Source organism: Arthrobacter sulfonylureivorans (genome assembly GCF_022637435.1).
Taxonomy (GTDB): Bacteria; Actinomycetota; Actinomycetes; order Actinomycetales; family Micrococcaceae; genus Crystallibacter; species Crystallibacter sulfonylureivorans.
The window spans coordinates 1453282-1470970 of sequence record NZ_CP093326.1 but is presented as its reverse complement, the minus strand read 5'-3'; the positions used below and the strand labels follow the sequence as shown (position 1 = coordinate 1470970).

Here is a 17689-nt window from a genome sequence, read left to right as displayed (position 1 = left end):
TCACGCTGACCGGTTCCTATTTCGGCGACGGAATGCCGACAGCCGGATATCGCTTCGATCCGTTGTAACTTTTTTCGCCAAGGACAATCCTCGATTCAGGGGACGAGCGCGCCAATTCATATAGTGACATCTGAACTCTGACACGATCGGAGTGACAGGTCACGCGATCGGCTAAAATCGTGTCTCTCAGAGATTAGCCAGTATCCTTTTTACCAGCCGTCGCTTCTCCGCCTCGCCCCGCATGGCCTCGTCGCTGTTTCGTCTGGCGGATTTCCCGTGACACAAAACGGCAAGTCTTTGCACACCCCAACGGAATCGCCCTAACCCGTCATGCACACCGGCAGAGCTCTGTCAGCCTCATCGCAAGCCCTTTCGGCGCCTACGCTTTGATTCGCAATGCCATCGACTCAGCGGCTAGTGCCCTTTGGCTTCTCGAACCTGCAAACGGCATGCTCAGGATAAAGCGGATGATTGCCCTGCAACTTGATGAAGTGGAGAGGGTAACCCAATTCAAGCTGACAATGGAGCAACCCGTCCAGCCATGGAAGCGCAAAAAACTGAGCCGGTTGCAAGAGGCGTTCGAGGGTGCGGGTATCAATGGAGTTATGTCGCGCAAACAGGATCTGCCGACCATGACGACGATTCCCCGCCAGATTGAGAGGCATCATAGCAAGAAAATCGTTCTCCCATGGCTCGCTGCCTGACAGACGGCCAGCGGACACGCACACGGCAAGCTCTGTCTAAGGCCGCATCGCATGACCTGAAGGAAGTAACCGGTACACGCACGGAAACTGGCGCGCAGTACCGGGTAACGAGTCGCTATGGAATGCTTGCGTAGTTGTTGCTGGAGTCGGTGATGCTGATCGAAACTAGGGCACGCGTTAAGTGTCGCTTGCGAGTGGTCGACAGCTGAAATTTGGCAGGACACAGGGAAAGTATGGAAGGCTAACAGGTGGCATTGACGACCATCATGCCGATTTCCTTCTTTCCCGCCGACTCCATCAGATTGCGTTTCGCCATATCGCGCACGTCCTGGGCTTGAGCCCTTAGGACATCCGCAAGCGGGGTTCCGCGTTCAACAGCAACGGTGATCCCATCGACGAAGCGGACCAGCGCAGGCAAACGGGTCCGGTGTGAAAACTCCTGCAATGCCGTCAGCACCGGCGTGCCCGAGCGGGTCTGTGCAAGTACCACCGCAAATTCCTGAGCCAGCTCGCCGTGAGCGCTGCGACAGATTCTTTCCAGTGCACCGGTCGCGCTTTCCCCGGCGCTGACTGCAAGTGCCATCAACTCCGCCAAACTCGGGAATTCCGCCAGCATCTTTGCCTCGCGGCGATGTATCTGGGCGGTCAATAGATGGTCCCGCAGCATGAACCCGCCAGTGGCCAACCCAACGGTCAGAATCACCGCAAGGACCGGATCCAGCGAGCCTCCTGCCGCCGTCGTAATCATCCACGCGATGCCGATGAGGAACCCAGCGACCGCCCACAGCAATTGCTCGGCGCGAAAATCGACCGTGCTCTGCTTGCGTCCGGCTTGCAGCAACCGCTTCGATAACAAGGTCGAACCGAGATTGAATGTTCCCAGCCATGCGACCGAGTCACGGAGCACCGGTCGGAAAATTCGCTCCAAGGGACCGAACGGCGTGACATTTCCTGGTCCGCTGTCCAAGAGGCGCGATTTCATCTCTATCGCCTTCAGCTGTGGCGCAATACGATCGGCAAATTTCGTTGGCCGGAAGAACGGCAACCGCGTAGCCGTCAGCCACAGACCCATTCCCAGGGCAATGCCGATCAACACAGTGAATGCCGCCGTGTGGTTCATCGGAGCACCCGCTCCTCTTCGGGGAGCGATCCAATGCGCAGCATGAGGCGATAGCACACCAGCGACACGACTAGACCGCCCAGCAGCACGGCCGCCCCGGCCGCGGTGTTGTAGGCCGCCACCGCTTCGGGCCTCGTGGCCAACAGCATCAAGATGATCCAGGGCGCAGCAACGGCCAGCCGGGCAGCGTTAACCGTCCATGACTGGCGCGCCTCGAGTTCGCTGCGGGTCCGTGCGCTGTCGCGGAGAAAGTCCGCCAAGGTCCCGAGCAACCTGCCTAAGTCGGTGCCGCCAACCTCTCGCGTCATGCGCAGCGCTTCAACGATGCGATCAGCCACGGGGTCCGAAAGCCTGGCTTTGAGCCGTTCCAACGCATCGTCGAAATGCCCGCCTGCCCGATAGTCGGTGGCGAACGCGCTGAAGGCCGGCCGCAACTCCACCGGTCCGCGCGTTCCCAGCTGAACCAGTGCCTCGGGCAGGGACAGGCCCGCCCGGATCGCCGACCGAAGATGGTCGACGACGTCCGGCCAGATTTCGCGTAGGGCGGCGGTACGGCGGCGCGCCCTCCAGCGAACGAGAACGAGCGGGAGCCAGCCTCCGAACAATCCGAAACAGGCTGCGATCGGGCCCGACGCCGTCAGGGCAAAAACGATCAGGAAAGTAGCCGCGGCCATTCCCACGCAGCTGGCCAGGAGCGCCTTCGACGAGACCTTCTCGATACCGGCCTGATTGATCACGAGCTGGAGCCGGCTGAGCCGCTTCTGCCTTGAGGGCCTGCCCGGCGGTTTTTCCCAGCAAGACCACCAGATCAAGAACAAGCCGACACCGCCTACAAGTCCCGCCGCCGCCGTCATGACACGGGTTCCAGCAGCTGCATCACTTCGTATCCAGCCGCATAAACTTTTCCTCAGCCGGACTCGCGGAGGGACTGACCTCCAACTGGCCGCCCTGCCGGCTGAAAACGGTGGACGTCTCGATGATGCCGTTCTCAACTCGGCGGCCCAGCGAGACGATCTCCACGACCTGTCTCTTGCCGTCAGGCCGGCGGGCACAATGGACGACGAGGTCGATGCACGATGCCACCGTAGGAACCACGAACGCTGACGAGATGTTCTGGCCCGCCAGCAGCGGCAGCGTACAAATCTTGGTAATGGCGTCGTGAGCACTATTTGCATGGACTGTGCACATCCCAGGCATGCCGGGCAATCTTCAGACACGGTACAGCGATCGACGGGACAGGTGGGCAGGAGCCGAGACCGACCGGGTAGCCTAACAGGGGAAATGACGATGCCCCTACGGCCTGTAGGGGCATCGTTGTTGCGGCGGTCGGTGGCTAACGAACGCGCAAAGAAACCGAGGTCTTGGCGGCAGGCTTGTATCCGGACAGCGATCCGGTGATGCGCACGCTGACCCGTTTATCGCGGTCACTCCGAGTGAGCTTGTAAGTCTTGCCGTTCGCGCGTGTGATCGTTTTGCCATTACGCAGCCACTGGTACCGGACGGCTGCCTTCGGTTTAAACGGCGCATGCGAGGCGGTTAGGCGGGACCCAACGCGCGCTGTGCCCTTGGCCTTGATAGACGGGGCTGATAGGGCCCCGTAGGCGACGGGCCGGGTGACCGCGGAGATTTTGGTCAGTGTTGCGAAGCCCGCCCGTGAGCCGGTGGTGCGCACGCTGACCCGTTTGCCGCGGTCCGATGCGGTAAGCGTGTACGTCTTGCCGGTCGCCTTGGAGATAGCCTTCCCGCTGCGCAGCCACTGGTAACTCACTGTGGCTCCCGGCGTGTAGGAACCGTGGGAGGCCGTGAGGCGCTTGCCGACCTGGGCTGTGCCGGAGACCTTTACGGTGGGCGCTTTTAGGGCCCCGTAGTCGACCGGACCGGTTGCCGGAGTAAAGATGGACATTTCTTCGGTGTAGCCGCGCTTCATGGCATGGATCCAGGTACTCAGGCGGGCCCCGCGGTCGGCGGCGACCGGGGTGTAGGTTCTGCCCTGCGCGCCGCGGATCATCTGGCCGTTGCGAAGCCACTGATAGGAGACTTCGTCTTCGCCCACTGGCGTTCGGACACCGTGGTTTGCCGTCAATGGGGAGCCGACCCGGGCCACGCCCGAAATACTGGGAGGAGTGGTGTCAAGAGTGGCGAGACCGATCTCGCGCCCGTTACCCTCCACCGTGACGGGCTGCAGCCCAGGCTTGCTGCCCGTGACGCGGACGTTGACCCCGTGATGGACGTCTTTGAACGTGGCGGTATAGGTTGCTGAAATGGCACCGGTGATCGGATACCAGTCCCGGTACCACTGGTAGGACAGCTTCACGCCGTCGCCCCAGCCCGCAGGGACGGCTGTCATGGTCGAACCGAATATGCGATTGCCGGTAATGGAGACGGAACCGGCACGGACCCGCCCTTGAACGGGGGTGGTGGGGGCGCTGGTTGCGAAGGTCTGGGCCCTGCCACGGGACCAACCCTCGACGGTCAGAGTGATCTTGTGCCCGACGTCTTCGGACTTAAGGGTGTAGCTGGGCCTGTCGGCGGCGTAGAAGTCCCCTCCCTCGTCCGGCTCGTGGATGGGCAGGCCGTCGCGGTACCACTGGTACTCCAGGACGGGCGGGGTCGGAGACCATCCCTCTACAAGAGCCGACAGCGTCGAACCTTCGGCGGCGGTTCCTACAACCTTGGGTGCCGGAGCTACGTCGAACTGCGCCGCTGTAATGACCGGGTTGTCGAAACGGAAGGACATAGTCTTGAAGTTGAGGTTGTGGTGCTCGGTGGGAGCCACGCGCCCGTCCCGGGCTACGCTCCCATCAGGGTAAAACGTTGCCGTCCCTTGTGTTGCGTACATGTCCACCTTTACTAGGCGGTATAGCCCGGGCAGCATGAAATCGTCGGTCGGGTTTCCGGTGGCATTGCCGGAGTTGCTGCCTGTGGAGTTGTTCGGTGACATCCATTGGGCTAGGTATTCACTCTGGCCGGGTCCATCGTAGACAAAAATGATGTGCCTGGCGGTGGTGTCGCTGGTGGCCCAGCCCGCTTGAAGGTACTCGTATGGGCGATACACATTGCGTTCTGGTGTTAGGCCGGTCAGGGTTATGGGTCCAGTTCCGGTGGCCGTCACATCCTGAGTGGACGTGCTGGCCGCCATGGAAGCGTCGGCAGGCGCCACCGGCGCAAGGACCACGGACAAGACGGCAAGTACCGCCAGAGCGCGCGGCAGCAAGGTTTGTTTCACATTTTCCCCCAACGTGACCTGCCGGGCACCGTCGCCCAGCTGCTCACATCCTATAGGGCTCCCAAACGGGCTCAGCGGGTGGGAACTGCGTCGTGGTGCGCGGTGAACGTAGATAGTGCCTAATGCTGAGAGCCCGCTAATTCCTCAGACACAGTCCAAGCAGGTCCATCCCGTAGCACGGAAAGGACCATTCGGAGCGTCCTCGCATCGATTGGGATCCTCCGAGCACCGCCTTAATGATCAATCAACCTTCCTGCGTGGCCGTCGACGTAGGTTCGCACGAGCCCGGCGTCAGTCGCAACCGTCCGAAGTGGGCCGTACGCTACGGGTAGTCTCTGGGCTGCCGCCCAGGCACATGACCACTTTCGATCTGCCACAGGAGGGCACTATGACCAAGCCGTCGGGTACGGGCAGGGGACGACCGCCAGGGGATCACTACATCGTCAACGCCGACTACGCGACTATGACTGGGGACTGCAAAACGCACGGGCCTGGAGTGCCCATTAACGCCGGAGGCCGGTGCCTCCAGTGGACGCGGGAGCAACACCGAGAGTACCGGATGGTCTATGACGTGTCGGGTCGGCTCAACGACACGCCCATCCACTACATATCGAACGCGGACTATGACGCCAGGATCGGCGACTGCTTTGTATGCGGCCCCGGCGCACGACTGGACTCGCAGGGCCGATGTGCGGTTGCGAAGCTAGCCACACAGCGCCGCTCGTTGAAGTGGTACTACTACCCACTCAACGACGGCACGATGACGAAACTGCCCGTGGACGAACGCGACAAACTGCTTGCCGACAGCCACTGCTTCGTGTGCAGGGGCGACGAGGAACTGCATGTGGACCATGACCACGAAACGGGCGAAATCCGCGGGGTGTTGTGCCGCATACATAATCACATGATAGGGGAATGCCAAGGACGACACTGAGGCTCTGCGCCGAGGGGCCATCTACCTCGACAACTTCTATGAGTCAGGCATCGAGTACATTATTTAGGCTTCCAAAAGGCGCGGCCAGAGCACGGCCGCGAGCTGGGTGGATGCTCGGGGCCAGCGGCTCGAGATGTAGAAAATAGACCTCGATTCCGAAAGTCCTAATCGTCCGTGAGGGATGCGAACAACCTATGAACATCACCGTCATCTGCCCGCTTGGAGAACGATTCTTCCCTCCAATCTTCATCGGAACCATTGGCCTCTTCTTCTGCCTCGTCCACCGCGACCAATGCGCTCATGTATTCGCTTGGCTCCTCGAGACCGAGGTCCTCTAATAAATCCCGCCAGCTCTCCACTTCATCCCTCAACTCGTGCAGGTCGCTCCTACTAGGAATCGACTCCCATTCAGAGACGGCAAATGCTTCGGCTTCCTCCCTCACCGAAGTCATTGTGAGCGGCGATGATACGGATTCGAAATCGTCAAGCTCCCCGGCTTCGATCGACGACACTAGCGAGAACATGGCATAGAAGTCTTCCGGTGCGGCATTCGGTCCGAAGCTAATGAAATCAGCGGCGGCTTGGACAAGATTCTCACGCACAGCAGAATTGAGCGGGTCATCTAGCAGTAAGAGTGTGGATAGTAGTGACGACGCCTGTTCCTTCGAGCCCCTTTTTTCCGACCAAGCCATTATGAGAGCATCGACCATCGGGACAAAATCTAACTCGCCATGCCCTGACTCGGCGCTTCGGGCCATAACCAGCAAGTTATTCAGGTGAGACTCTTCAACGGACTTTTTCCATGTCGCAAGAACTCCGGGGATTACTTGGCGAATATACTTGTGGAGCATCGAGTCCAGGATCATCTGCAACGCTCGTCTATTCGGTGTAGAGCTACGCGGGGCCATTGAGATCGCTGTCAACCACGGCGACGGGCGCGTAACTTTGGCTGTAGAATGATCATTGGCGTGGTTCCAAAGCACCAGAAGGCGGTCGTATCCACTAGGTCCGATTAGGGTTTCAACCACCTCTCGAATGACGAGCAAATGTTCCAAAACCGCGTCTTCTACACCAGGGTTGGCAAACCTTACAGTCTCGACTTCACGCCATTTTCTGATCTCTAAAGCTGAGCCTTCCAGCCCTCTCATTGCGGCATCAAAGGACTGCCCCCTCTGGAGATCCTTTCCACCCGTTACGTAAAAGCGTTCCAACTTTTCCAGGTCGCATTGTCCCCGCTCTAAGGCTAAAAATGCGAGGATAGTTCGCTGCCCGTGCGTCATGTGCTTGGTTAGCTGGACTCTCCAAAGTTCCCGCGGGTCTTCCAAAGATTCCACTAGGAACTCGGCAATGTTTTCGGCCTCGACCTCGTTCTCCAATGCCAGGCCGACAGCTGACTCTACAGCCCGTGGAGTGAAGTTCTCACTGTCAATCATTTCCGTATATCGGCGTGATTTTACAATTGCGGCCTTGTGATCTTCGGACAAAACAGAAAAGTAGAGATGATTATAAAGAATGTGAGCCTTATTGGCTTTAGTGTATGACGCCATTTTGAAAAAGTATTCGGCGTGTTTTACATGGGGACTATCCAGCGGCTCGTGAATCTCCTTGGCCTGTTCCAGAATGTAGTGTCTCGTCGTCATTAAAAATCGTTTCGAGCTGGTATTCGAGACTGATCTTATGAAGTGCGATAAACGACTATCTTCATTTTTGCCCAGTTTTTCAAGGCCAGTTGTTCTGCCTAGAAAATCGTCATAGAGGAATATTTGCTTGCGATCTTTCATATAGAGCTTCTGCGCTTCATTGAAGTTCTCGCTGACCACGATCGGCTCGAATCCCCGATCAACGTAGTAGATCAACAGCATGTTGGCGAGCGTTGTCTTACCCACCCCTGCTGGACCACTAATAATACATACGTGTTGGCTTTCGAGGATTTGTCTTACTGCCTCAACCCCACTGTTGTCGACAAAGGTTCGAGCCGTTCGCTCAAGTTCTTCAAGATAGACATCCGTCTGGGTGTATATTTCATTATGTAGCACACGCTCGAGCACCGCGGTACTGTTCAACCATAAGCGAAAGTGGCTTTTCTCGACCTCAGGGTAGTCGCGCAGAAGTGACGCAATATCGTTGGCAGCATATATGTCAGATTCACTGGCAATAAGAGGATGCAAGGCATCCTTCAATTCTGTCTTTTTCGTGGATGTCATTGAGACCGTGGTGGCAAGTACATATTGCTTGGCGTTGATCTTTAACGCCACGCCACGTTCGGCAATCATTTTCGATTTCAGCTTATCGAAACCACTTCGCTCATAGTGCTTACACTGAATAATTAGATCAGGATTCCTCTTTGATCCATGGCCTATATACCGCACATCTATGCCGCCGTCACGTCCGACAGGAAATGTCTCTAGATGAGCGTTGAACTTCCTAGCGAGCAAGTCTCTTACGAGGTTCTCAAAATCATAAGGCGATAGGTTTTCGAACTGGCTCACAGGCGGTCCTAGCTTAGGGTTTCGTTGCGTCAGGCTGGATATGCTCTCACGATTTTAGCCGTTCGCTTCGCTTGCAAGTCACTCCTAGACGATCGATCAAGCGCAACTTCGGCCTCTGCTTCTAGCCAAATTAGAGAGCCGGACCAGTTCGAACGGTGGAGCGCGGTCCAGCGCTTAAGGGTATTCCCTGGTAGAGGCGGCGCCTGCCAGCTTATCGGCATAGGGACGGAATAGCCGAGGGCAGAAACCCCGGTAGAGGCTGAGCGGTCGAAACGCTTGTATTTACGAGTTTCCCATCGCCCAGACCTGTTCTGCTCGGTCGCGGTCGCAGCCACGTTACTCTAAACTCACGGGCGTGCCCCTTGAATATTTCGAAGAAACCGATCCCTCCGAGATCGAGTACAGCAGCTATATATCGCGCCTGCTGAAGCGCGTGGACAACCTCAGTCTCACGGTTGAAGAGCGTGTCAATGCGGAACCAGGATCAAAGCTGGCGACCGATGATGCCCGATCACCGCATTACTCAGTTTCGAGCTATGGCTATAGCCAGATCCTTATCGCCCTCGGATGTCTGGAATCGTTGGGGCACATGATCCTCCGAGAGGACGAGGAAACTGTATCCGTCACCGCCGGCCCGTATGGTGCCTATGCGCTCGTGCGAAACGCTTTAGATTCCGCTGCATCTGCGCTTTGGCTACTCGAACCTCTCAGCTCCACTCTTAGGGTCAAGAGAAGAATCGTGCTCGAAGTTGATGAGGTGAAGAACGGGGCGGCGCTGCGCCAGTCTCTCGACCGGCCATGGGAGAAGTGGAGGGGGCGACGATTCGCTCGTATGCAGGAAGTAGCGAACCTTGCTGGTCTTGCCGAGTGGGACCCTCTGAGTAAGTCCGAAAGGTTGCCGACAATGACGGCTGTTCTGAAATCCCTTGAACGTCACCACCAGAACGCCGTCATGCCATGGCTGTCGGCGTGGCAATTAGCTAGCGGTCATGCTCACGGGAAGCTATGGGCCCAGGTTGTCTCGCACCAATTGAATGAGATAGCCGAGACCAGAACAGAATCGGGAGCCACCTTTAAGGTCAGCATTCAGTTTGCCGTGCTGGCAGCTCTGCTGTTGGAAGCCGTCCAACTGATCGAGACAGCGTGTGCGCGTTACATGGAGCTCAGCAGCGGCTCCGAATTAGGGCGGGGAAGTAGAGAGGAGAACTTGCCCCACTAAAGCTTCGTGCCTTGCCCGCCTCTTGCGAATTGCGCAACGAGCTCGCTTACGGGAGAGCTTAGAGTCGGGCTAGGCTCATCCTTGTTCTCCGGTGAGGAGCCAAATACACGAGCGGCAAAAGCAACTCGCATCTGGTCCCTCAGGCTCTCGTCGTTCACAGGAGCTAAATAACCATCGAATGTGAGTAGCTGGACCTTTATGGTTCCAGCCCAGGCGCTTAGAGTTCTGTGATGCGCGGCCTGACGCCCGAGATAGGTGGCAAGCCCGAGCATCCCAGCGAGCAATGCGATTCGGAACACGGCGTGTCCCGTCTGAGCGTTCTCTCCTGGACCGAGGAAGTAGGAAGAGACTACTGCCGCTATCACGGTCACGACGGTCCAGAAGCGGTACTTCTTCGCCGCCGCACCCTCTTTTAAGGCGAGGTCATCGAACTGGGCGGTCAATTTCGAACCTGCCGAGAATCCCGCTGCATTGCGCGCATCGTCAGCCGCCTTCTGCGCATCTCTCACCGCTTCTTCCGCAAGTCGCGTTGCGACACGCAAGCGATGGGCCAGCTCCAACCCCTCCATGCGCTGCAACAACAAGTTAACGGTTCGCCATTCAAGCTGGGCCTGCGCGTAGTTGGTGTTCGCCTGACTTTCGCTCCCCATAACCTTAGCGGCCCTCTCCACCGCCCTCTTGCGCACCTTTTTCAAGTAGGCTTGGAGAGTGCCGAGCAGGACACCGCTCCACACATCGATGTTTGCTGAATTGAACTCACGAATGGCCTGAGCCAACTGATCTACAGCCGTCCGATGATCCGAAACTGACTGTTCGTCCGACAGCACCGTAGTGACGAACAAATCGGCGAACTGAAAATCTTCGCTGAGCACGTCCCACCAAATTCGTAGCAGTTCGTCAACGCGTTGGTTTGCCAACGGGTCTTGCATGATCAGGACGTCCGTTGCTTCTTTGTACGCGCCGGTAAGGGATTTAATCCCTTCTTCGAAATCCATTCGCTGCATGCTCTCATTCACGCGTTCATTTGACCACGAATGACCGTCGAAAGGTGCTGGGACCCACCGACGGTTGCTGATGGCATTCCCCGCTCGCGGACGATCAGAGAAACGCTTGGATCAATCCTGTTCCTCAAGTGATTTACATCTCACCCGAGGGTTGGCCAATGTGTTCCAATCGCGCAACGGCATTTCCCTAGTTTGCAGGGAAGTCGGCGCCATTAGGGTTCGAATTAGCTGCGCTCTAACAAAAGTGACGCAGCTCACAGTGACTTTGTTGGTCCTACTGTGATTTCAGAACGGACGCTGCCTTCGCTCCCCTGGTCAGGCTGCCTACTGCCGGAGCGAGATCTGCATCTGCTGTGTCCTTCGCCGACTGAAACGGACTATTCAAGATGACAGCACCGCCCCCTTCACCTCGACAGGGCCCACCACCCACCGCCACCAGGGCCTCTCCCGGCTCCTCCTGGTCCACCGGCAAATCGATACATTCAGAGCGATTAGAAGTGTTCACCATGCAGGACGCGATACAACTTGATAGGCCTACCTGGCTCGTCGAGGGCCTCGTCTCCTCCTCCCTTACGCTGCTCAGCGGCAAACCGAAGTCCGGCAAGAGCGGCTTGGTCCAAGGTCTAATAGCCGCCATCTTACGGAATGAGCCATTCTTGGAACGCCCTGTACTTAGGGAAGTCCGTCGCATCATAGTTGTGGGCACGGACCCTGATGCTGTGATCGAGTACCGAGATCGATTACTTGACGCAGGAGTAACTGTTGAGGAAGCCGGCGATCGCCTAGTCATAGTCAAGGCCCTGCGGCTGAACGCGGAACTGTGTCGATTAGTCGCCGAAGAATTGAGACCGGCCGCTGGGGACGTCGTAGTTCTGGATCATCTTTCTGACATGGAAGGCGACTTTAACTCGCAAGCCGACGTAGCAAACGTGTTCGGCAACATAAGAGCCGCCACTGGGGAGGCGGCTGTGGTAGTTCTAGCCCACTCGAGCACGGCAGTTGGTCAAAATGGGTTCTCGTCGAAGAAGCCGTTGGGCTCCACCGTCATTGAGGGCAAAGCCAGATGGATTATCCACCTCGAACCGCGGGGAGCGAGTCAACGAATATTGACCACCCGAGGCAACAGTGGCCGGGGTGAAGTCCTTCGCTTGGAAACAGGTGATCACGCCGCTGATTTTCTTGTTGGGTCCGTTGAGACGCCAGAAGAAGCGCAGATTGCTGGTCGTCGAAGCAGAAACAAGTCCACGCTGGAGAAGAGGGCCGAACAGTGCCGATGGTATGAGGCGAATTGTAAAGGCTTAAGTAAGGCTGAAGCGAGCCGACGGCTATCAAAGGAGTTCGGCGACACCATGAACACGTGGGCCAATCGACTCACTCCGTCAGGCTGGCTAGGGCAAATGTTGGCTCGAAGATGATACTCACCGCCTCACTGCCTCACCCCTTATAGGTGAAGGAGACCTCCACCTAATCCCACTTTGTATTTCCTGGGTTACCCGCGTAAAGCGGTAACCCTCAGCCTTGGCGAAGGGGATAGTTCTGCAGCACTAGCCCTCCGCTTGGGCTGCGGGCTTTCACATCGCATACACGAACACCCCGTATGGATTTCATGCGCAGAGGAAATCCAGCCACGGCCGTCGCACCACCCAAACTATCAGGAGCCGAGGAGACATGCCGCAACCCACCGATACCGACAAACAACGCTTCCTCTCAAAAGTGGAGGGAGACTGGGCAACAGGATGTTGGAATTGGAACGCTGCCTCTCACAATCGGTATGGCCGCTTCAAGTTCCGCGGACGATCTTGGCTAGCCCATCGTTGGGCGTGGGCCTACATCGCTGAGCTTGACCTGCCTGAAAAAGAACTAGACCATATCTGCCGCAACACGCATTGTGTCCGCCCCGGACACCTTCAGCCTGCATCCGGGGAAGTAAACAAAGAACTCCACCAGCTACGCCAAGTATGGTCACAACACTACAGCGAAGTTCTTGTCGCCCCAGTAGCACCTCGAAGCATTGCAGAAGTTATGGCCGCCGTGCAGTTTGCCCTGCCCAACGTCTTCCAGATTTCGCCGTTGTTTCATTCCCCGAGGCACGTCGGCTTCGATGATCCTCGAGTTCAACACTTGCGAAAACTATGGCGGCCGCGTTGAGCCGTACCCCATCGTGGCACCGACACTGCGGATGAGCTAGCGGCTGACGGCATTCAATTGTCCACAAGGTGTGGAAAACTTTCTATTCCGTACGCGTCATTAGGCGCTATCACCACCGGTCCCGCTGGCGCGTGCCCGAAGGGGTGCACCCCCACCCCTGTCGCAGTGGATACCCGTACGCTTCCGTGGCCGCCATGTACGGGCGGGCGGGGTAGCCCCCTGATGAAGGGCTACCCCCCACCCGGCTAGGGACCGACCCACCGGAACGCACAGCCGCTCACCGTAAAGCCAGCGGCGCTGGCTGGGACAGTTATGCGGAACTGCGGAGCCACGCTAATGAAGTTGTTGGCGATGATGTTGCCGCTGGCATCGGACACCTCCCAGTAACAGTCTTCTACTTTTTTACCCTGAGACTGCCAAGTGCCGGGCACGACCTCCTTGCCAACCAAATAGGAACCTCCGCCAACGAGCTTCCCGCTTTCACGGTCCTTGTCGAGGGCTTTCTGTTCCTTCGCGGCAGCCAAGCCCTCGGCGATACTCTTCTTGATCTTCTTCTTCTTCGGGTGATCCGGACAGAGCATTACGGCTCCGGCGGCTTCGTCTGCTTGGTTCTTACCCACCGTTCCCGTGATGGGAATTCCCGTCATCTGGGTGCAAATCTCGTACAGGGTTGTGATGTCAACCGGCCCTGGCTCCGAGCCGTAAGCCTTCTTCAGTGCCTTCTTCTCGGTATCGGTGAGCTCTCCACGCAGAGATAGCTCGGCTTCACAGCTCAGATCCCCACTGACCTGAATTTCATCCCATACCTCACGGAGACTTTCGAAGGTCCACTCATTCTCGTAGTCCTCGTCGTCGCAGCTATACGTGACGGTATAGGCGTTTACTACCTCTGAGGGCGGTGCTGTCGTGGAATCTGCGCGCGCACCTGCTTTATTGCTGTTCACTACAATCAGGGTTATCCCCCCAGCGCCTGTCAGAGGCCTTCCAGCTCGTGGGAATTGCCCGACGACCATCCATTCGGACTCAGCTGCAGGCGTGGAGAGCTTGTAGTCGTCGATGCCGGCATCGGCCATAGCCGCTCGGGCCTCGGCAACCGTCTTGTCTACAACGGACGGCATGGTGTCTGCGGCAGGAGTGGCAGTGCTCTGCACCTCGGCAGCGCTCTGCCCCTCGGCCGGGTTCTGCCCTTCAGAAATGTTCGGAGCGCAGGCGGTCAGTGTGAGCGCCACGGCGGCGACGAGCGCAGATGCTTTCTTCAATTCTTGATTCCCCCAGGTGATTTGTCAGAGTTGTTGAATCATTCAACCACCACTTCCTAAAACTAAAGGCGATCTTTTCACTCTAAGGCCACCTGCCTCGCAACCTGTAAGTTCTGAGACACATCAGTTATGAGACAGGTTGTCCACCAGAACGACCACCCAATGTGTCTCGCTTGTATGTCTCGCAAGTAGTTGTTACCGTCTCTGTACACAGACACGGTTACGAGACACTTGAAAGCAAGGGCAAGCGATATGGGAAAGCTGATTGGCTACGCGAGAGTGTCAACCAAAGCACAAGACACCGACCGTCAGGAACAAGACCTGCTGGCCGCAGGTGTGCGCCGCGATGATTTGTACGTCGACCATGGCATTAGCGGGGGCAAAGTGTCTCGCCCGGAATTGGACAAGGCGCTGGCCGCGCTGCACGACGGCGACACGTTAGTCATTACAACGCTGGATCGCCTCGGCCGGTCCACCCAGAACATGCTGGCACTTGCCGACGACCTCAAGGGTCGCGGCATCGGACTCCGCGTTCTCAACCTTGGTGGTGGGGATGTGGACACCAAAACACCTACTGGGCAGATGGTCTTCACCGTCATGTCCGCGCTGGCGCAAATGGAGCTGGACATCAAACGCGAGCGCATCAATGACAGCGTGAGCAAGCGCCGGGCTGCGGGCAAGGATCTTGGCGGGCGGCGAGAGCAGTTCAGTGACCGGCAGATCCGGAACGCCAAGCGTTTGATCGACGGTGGCCAGCCCGCCGCACAGGTAGCCCGTGACATGGGCATGTCCCGAGCAACGCTCTACCGGAGGATGGAAGCACTCACTTCCTAGCAGGGTAAAGCGCACGGGCCCGTTGCCGGCACAGAGGGTTATGCATGTCAACTGTGGGGGCTTAGTCCACCCTTCGGACACCTTCGGCAATAGAAGCTACTACGGGCGTCAGAGCGGGGAGGGCTTCAGGAAGGATACTCCTCTTCGAGCGCTGCAAAGCGCTGGCGGTCCGGCCGACGTGGATCGTAAGTGGAACCAACTCGACTGTCTATCCAGCGCCGCACCATGATGTGCGAGGGCTCGAACATATCGTCCGGAGCATTGGGCACGTCGAGCGTTGTGCGCGGAAGATCCAGAATCTCGGAGGCGGTGAGTGTTCGTCTGGCTTCCCTTTTGCTCTTGACGTGGACACTAACGGTGTCCGGGTCGAAGACACGGCTTGATCCTTTGTCGTGGCTGTGCAGCACGATATGCAATCGGGAACGAATGAAGTCCCGGCGGTCATCCAGGGGAAGGGCAAGCCATGCGTTCAACCGCTGATGGACGTTCGCCATCTCCGTATTGAACGCTTGGAGGGGGTCCAGCTCTTCCCCCCGGCCCAAGCCAAGCGCGGCCAACTGTTCTTCCAGCCCGGCACGTTGACGACGGATTGCTTCGTTGAAGGCCGCGATCTTGGAGGGCAGCATTTCGCCAAAGGCCAGCAGCCTGCCTCCCTCCTCCTCCCGCATACGCAGCGCCTCAAGCTCGGCCCGCAGCCGCTCGGCACGCGCCAGAACATCCGGATCCTCGGGCTCCTCCCTATATGCCTGCCCCAGCAGGCGCATGATCCAGATCTCCACAACGGCGTCCACGTACTCTTCCCGTTTCCCTACGTGACCAGGGCCTTTGGCGGGACAGCGGTAAACGGTGTACTTGGGCTTAGCGCCGGTCTCCTTGTCTGCACGACCGGTCACGGTGGCTGAGCGCACCGGCTCTCCGCACTGACACTGCGCAATCCCTGCCAGCAGATGCGCAGCCTTATTTGACTGCGAGCGCCTGCGTTCCGGAGCCTTCAGCACGGTGCACACACCGCGCCAAACGTCCTCGGAAACAATGGGAGGAATCTTGTCGCGACTCATGATCTCGCCGTTGAACTCATATAGGCCCGCGTTCCGAGCCCGCAGCAGCACTTGTCGCAACTGTGCATACCCCCAAGGCTTCCCTACGGAGGTCAGCAGCGGCCCTCCTTCCCGGTCTGGATCGTTCCAGTCACGGATGATGGAGCCCAGTGATCGTCCGGCAAGCACGTCATGGTGAGCGGACGCGAGCGCGTCCGCTTCCACGCGATCCAGCACCAGCCGCTTGCCATCTATCTGCCAGCCGAAGGGACGGGCACCGCCCTGCCACTCGCCCGCCTGGGCTTTTTGCAAAGCCTTGGCCCGTGCACGTTCACGTTTTGTGTCCGACTCAAAGCGAGCGACCTGCCCCATGATGCCTGCCCGCAGCAACCCGTCCGCCGTCGACAGATCAATCTCGCCACCGGCTGTAACGGCGTACGTAAGGATCGGAGACGCTCCGCGCTCTCCCCGGCAGACGTTTGCGTACTCCTCTAATTCAATTGGCTGGCGGTGCAGCCGGTCCATCCGCCAGCACACCACGGCCTCGGCCGACCCCGCCCGCAGCCGCTCCAGCATTGCCTCGTAGGATCGGCGGCGGCGGCCGCTGAATGCGGAAACGTCGTTGTCACTGAACACTTCCACTACGTCCAAGCCATGCGACATGGCGTAGTCCCGGCAAACCTCCTCCTGACGCTGGACGCCCAGCCCCTCGGCTGTGCGGTCCTGGGAGATACGTGTGTAGATGAAAGCGCGTCGAGTCACCCAACCACTATATGTGCTGTGCATGAACGATTGTCGGGAATCCCGCTATTAAGCGCCACGAGCATGTCCAGGCTCTCTGCTTCCCTGACCTCTCCGACTATCAACCGATCGGGCCTCATCCGCAGGGCCTCTTTAACCAAGCGCCGCAGCGGTATGGCTCCTTCGCCTTCCAGATTCGGCTGCCGGCATTGGAGTCCGACGACGTCGCGGAGGGGCAGTTGCAGTCCAAATATTTCCTCGACCGTGACCACGCGCTCCCGGCTGCCAATCGCGGCTGCCAAGCAGTTGAGCATCGTTGTCTTCCCGGCCTGGGTAGCTCCAGATACTAGGATGTTCAGTCCGCTGCTGACCGCTGCCCCAAGGAACCGGGATGCTTCCGGCGTCAGTGATCCCAGTTCGACCAAGTGCTCCAACCGGGAAGCCCGGGCAATGAACTTCCTGATGTTGACGGACCAGTGCTGGCGGGTGATGTCCGGAATGACCACATGCAGGCGTGACCCGAAGGGCAGGGCAGCATCGACAAAGGGCGAGGACAAGTCCAACCGGCGGCCGGAGGACTTGAGCATCCGCTCGACCAGGTCCCGCACCTGTTGTTGCGTGAGCGTCACCGATGTCAGCTCAGACTCTCCGCTTCTGGCTACATATACCTCCGACGGAGAGTTGATCCAGACTTCTTCAATCGAGGGGTCGTCCAGCAGCGGCTGCAAGGGCCCGAATCCGGCCACGGCGTCAAAAATGTACTTGCGTGCATGGTCCAGTTGCCCGAGGGGCGGAAGGGTTCCCAACAAAGAGCGTTCGTCATAGTCAGTCACGGCTGCTTCGACCAGCCGTCGGACCTCCGGGCCTTGGCGGGCAGGGTCCAATCCGCGTTGGCGGATCAGTTCGCGGACCTCACCCTCGACGATCCGGATGCCATCCATCCGTTCCCCCTTTTCAACCCCCAAGCAGAACTG

Annotated in this window: 12 protein-coding genes and 2 pseudogenes; 5 read left to right on the top strand and 9 right to left on the bottom strand. The window is 58.4% G+C overall.

Translation table 11 applies throughout. The features are described 5' to 3' along the window. The first annotated feature begins 467 nt into the window (after positions 1-467). Positions 468-704, top strand: coding sequence for a hypothetical protein (locus MNQ99_RS07080; RefSeq protein ID WP_241914929.1), 237 nt, complete (start codon positions 468-470; stop codon positions 702-704). Positions 705-945: 241 nt separating this feature from the next. Here MNQ99_RS07080 and MNQ99_RS07075 read toward each other — a convergent pair whose 3' ends face one another. The 4 genes and pseudogenes from MNQ99_RS07075 to MNQ99_RS07060 form a co-directional block, all read right to left on the bottom strand. Beyond that, positions 946-1824 (bottom strand): type II secretion system F family protein, encoded by an 879-nt coding sequence (locus tag MNQ99_RS07075; RefSeq protein WP_241914928.1) that lies wholly within the window; start codon positions 1822-1824, stop codon positions 946-948. Then, entirely contained in the window at positions 1821-2678 is an 858-nt protein-coding gene (locus tag MNQ99_RS07070; RefSeq protein ID WP_241914927.1) for a type II secretion system F family protein, read from the bottom strand. Before MNQ99_RS07070 ends, MNQ99_RS07075 begins: the two co-directional genes overlap by 4 nt. Continuing rightward, positions 2675-3024 (bottom strand): annotated as a pseudogene (locus MNQ99_RS07065) (CpaF family protein); the annotation flags it as partial. The gene MNQ99_RS07070 and the pseudogene MNQ99_RS07065, both read right to left, overlap by 4 nt. A 133-nt stretch (positions 3025-3157) precedes the next feature. Continuing rightward, the gene (locus MNQ99_RS07060; RefSeq protein WP_241914926.1) at positions 3158-5050 is read right to left on the bottom strand and encodes a hypothetical protein; all 1893 of its coding nucleotides are present in this window, start codon (positions 5048-5050) and stop codon (positions 3158-3160) included. A 388-nt stretch (positions 5051-5438) separates the two neighbouring features. Here MNQ99_RS07060 and MNQ99_RS07055 point away from each other — a divergent pair, with 388 nt between their 5' ends. Next, positions 5439-5984, top strand: coding sequence for an endonuclease domain-containing protein (locus MNQ99_RS07055; protein ID WP_241914925.1), 546 nt, complete (start codon positions 5439-5441; stop codon positions 5982-5984). Positions 5985-6148: 164 nt separating this feature from the next. On the opposite strand, the gene MNQ99_RS07050 is transcribed toward MNQ99_RS07055, so the two are convergent. Next, positions 6149-8473, bottom strand: coding sequence for an nSTAND3 domain-containing NTPase (locus tag MNQ99_RS07050; protein ID WP_241914924.1), 2325 nt, complete (start codon positions 8471-8473; stop codon positions 6149-6151). Between the two features lie 355 nt (positions 8474-8828). Here MNQ99_RS07050 and MNQ99_RS07045 point away from each other — a divergent pair, with 355 nt between their 5' ends. Then, on the top strand, positions 8829-9692 hold the full coding sequence (locus MNQ99_RS07045) for a hypothetical protein (RefSeq protein WP_241914923.1): 864 nt from the start codon (positions 8829-8831) through the stop codon (positions 9690-9692). Here MNQ99_RS07045 and MNQ99_RS07040 read toward each other — a convergent pair. Next, the gene (locus tag MNQ99_RS07040) at positions 9689-10708 is read right to left on the bottom strand and encodes a hypothetical protein (RefSeq protein WP_241914922.1); all 1020 of its coding nucleotides are present in this window, start codon (positions 10706-10708) and stop codon (positions 9689-9691) included. The genes MNQ99_RS07045 and MNQ99_RS07040 overlap by 4 nt on opposite strands. Positions 10709-11202: 494 nt before the next feature. On the opposite strand from MNQ99_RS07040, the gene MNQ99_RS07035 reads away from it, so the two are divergent. Further along, positions 11203-12111 (top strand): AAA family ATPase, encoded by a 909-nt coding sequence (locus MNQ99_RS07035; RefSeq protein ID WP_241915294.1) that lies wholly within the window; start codon positions 11203-11205, stop codon positions 12109-12111. A 978-nt stretch (positions 12112-13089) separates the two neighbouring features. Here the strand turns inward: MNQ99_RS07035 and MNQ99_RS07030 are convergent. Further along, positions 13090-14103 (bottom strand): PASTA domain-containing protein, encoded by a 1014-nt coding sequence (locus MNQ99_RS07030; protein WP_241914921.1) that lies wholly within the window; start codon positions 14101-14103, stop codon positions 13090-13092. A 252-nt stretch (positions 14104-14355) separates the two neighbouring features. Between MNQ99_RS07030 and MNQ99_RS07025 the strand changes: the two genes are divergently transcribed. Beyond that, the gene (locus MNQ99_RS07025) at positions 14356-14937 is read left to right on the top strand and encodes a recombinase family protein (RefSeq protein WP_241914920.1); all 582 of its coding nucleotides are present in this window, start codon (positions 14356-14358) and stop codon (positions 14935-14937) included. Between the two features lie 125 nt (positions 14938-15062). Here MNQ99_RS07025 and MNQ99_RS07020 read toward each other — a convergent pair whose 3' ends face one another. Both MNQ99_RS07020 and MNQ99_RS07015 read right to left on the bottom strand, forming a co-directional pair. Next, positions 15063-16736 carry a recombinase family protein gene (locus MNQ99_RS07020; protein WP_241914919.1) on the bottom strand — a complete coding sequence of 558 codons (1674 nt, stop codon included), beginning with the start codon at positions 16734-16736 and terminating at the stop codon, positions 15063-15065. Positions 16737-16747: 11 nt separating this feature from the next. Beyond that, positions 16748-17656, bottom strand: a pseudogene (locus tag MNQ99_RS07015) (CpaF family protein); the annotation flags it as partial. Between the last annotated feature and the right edge of the window lie 33 nt (positions 17657-17689).